Origin of the sequence: Gilliamella bombi, from assembly GCF_900103255.1 — a bacterium.
Classification (GTDB): Bacteria; Pseudomonadota; Gammaproteobacteria; order Enterobacterales; family Orbaceae; genus Gilliamella; species Gilliamella bombi.
In genome coordinates this window covers 1-1941 of record NZ_FMWS01000065.1, presented here as the reverse complement: position 1 = coordinate 1941, position 1941 = coordinate 1, and the positions used below count along the sequence as shown (strand labels likewise).

General features: G+C 27.4%; 4 protein-coding genes. All 4 read right to left on the bottom strand.

Annotated elements, in window-relative coordinates:
* Positions 1–92: 92 nt before the first annotated feature.
* Positions 93–320 (bottom strand): hypothetical protein, encoded by a 228-nt coding sequence (locus B9N71_RS10955; protein WP_085165962.1) that lies wholly within the window; start codon positions 318–320, stop codon positions 93–95.
* A gap of 10 nt (positions 321–330) precedes the next feature.
* The gene (locus tag B9N71_RS13090; protein WP_167370102.1) at positions 331–495 is read right to left on the bottom strand and encodes a hypothetical protein; all 165 of its coding nucleotides are present in this window, start codon (positions 493–495) and stop codon (positions 331–333) included.
* A gap of 695 nt (positions 496–1190) precedes the next feature.
* Complete coding sequence (locus tag B9N71_RS10950) at positions 1191–1481, bottom strand: hypothetical protein (protein WP_085165961.1); 291 nt, start codon at positions 1479–1481, stop codon at positions 1191–1193.
* 10 nt (positions 1482–1491) lie between these two features.
* Complete coding sequence (locus B9N71_RS10945) at positions 1492–1863, bottom strand: hypothetical protein (protein WP_143422126.1); 372 nt, start codon at positions 1861–1863, stop codon at positions 1492–1494.
* Between the last annotated feature and the right edge of the window lie 78 nt (positions 1864–1941).

Below are 1941 nucleotides of genomic sequence, written 5' to 3'. Positions count from 1 at the left end.
TCGACCCGTATTTTTAATGGACTGTTATAAAAAATGCCATAGCTATTGTGTCTCCCTTTACCATAATTTAGGCTTTTTAAAATTAATTTGGATTATTTCCATTTTTTCCTTTTTATGTATCTACGTGGTGTTTCAAGAAAGCTAATAAAAAATACATACAATATAAAAATAAAATAAAAATAAAAAAGAGCTAAACGTCGTTTACGATTTAAAGTTTTGTCATTATCGTAGTCAATTGCAATATATTCCGAAAAATAGCGCCGAATAAAACACCCAACAATAGCAAAAAAATAATAGCTAACCCACATTTCAACAGCCATGCAAATCTCCTTATTTTATAATATTACCGTCTCTATCTTTTCTATATGTTGAACCATCACTACTTTCACAGCTATAATAATCTGGTGCATCATCATTACCTATTGTGATTATCAATGAACAATTCTCAACAATTTGTCCTGTATTAATAATTGTTTCTGGCTCTTTAACAACCATGCTGACTTGTTTAGTATCTTTATTAAATATATATGGGTTATATCTATCAATTTTGACTCGTTTAGATAAAAATGGCTCTATTTAAGCTCTTTCAGTTTGTTGCGCTTTTTATTGATATAGATAGCTATCACAAGCACTTAGAAAACACAGCATAATATGAGTAATAATAATTTTTGCATCGTTTATTAACCCTCTCGCATATATAAAATTCACATAACATAAAATAGAACATCAAGTTTATAAAAAAGAATCAAAGAATTCTTAATATTTTTAAATTATGATTAATTTTATCCTTATTTTACTTCAATTAATCATTTCCATTTTTTTCTTTTTTTGTATCTACGTGGGGTTTCGAGAAAACTAATAAAAAAAACGTTTAAAATCATTATAAAAGCCACAAACCAAAAAAAGGTTAAACTTGTTATTGATAAATCTCCATGGGGAACAAGAATAAAAATACTATATAAATTAATAGAATAATAATATATAATCGCACAGATTCTTTTATTATTTAAACTTTTATTCTGCTGATAATCTGTAAGTATATAACCTGAAAAATAGTAACGAATGTAAACACAAAAAAATGCACATATACAAAAACTGACTGTTATAAAACATACCATAGCTATTATATTCTCCTTTATCATTATTTAGGCTTTTCATAATTCATTTAGGTTATTTCCATTTTTTCCTTTTTATGTATCTACGTGGTGTTTCAAGAAAGCTAATAAAAAATACATACAATATAAAAATAAAAACAGCTGACCAGAAAAAAATAATATTTGAAAAAAACCTTCTCCTGGCTGACTTATAATTAACAGGCTATATAAAGAAATAAAATAAAAATAAGAAAGAGCTAAACGTCGTTTACGATTTAAAGTTTTGTCATTATTGTAGTCCATTGCAATATATTCCGAAAAATAGCGCCGAATAAAACACCCAACAATAGCAAAAAAATAATAGCTAATCCATATTTCAACAGCCATGCAAATCTCCTTATTTTATAATATTACCGTCTCTATCTTTTCTATATGTTGAACCATCACTACTTTCACAGCTATAATAATCTGGTGCATCATCATTACCTATTGTGATTATCAATGAACAATTCTCAACAATTTGTCCTGTATTAATAATTGTTTCTGGCTCTTTAACAACCATGCTCACTTGGTTGGTATCTTTATTAAGTATAAAAGCTTTTTTTAACTGATTAGCTAGTTCTCTAAGAGAAATAGCATCACCAAGAATTTCCACAGTTAATAATTTCTTACTCATTTGTTTGTAAGCGTTTTCTAAATCACGGCGACCATTTTTAAATAATTTAAATATTGGATTACCAAACTTATTCAGTTTCGGCACTAATTTCAACTTAGCCCCTACTGACATACTTAAATCTAAACTATCATAAGCAATATCACCAATTGAAGTGGATCGGCTACACTAATT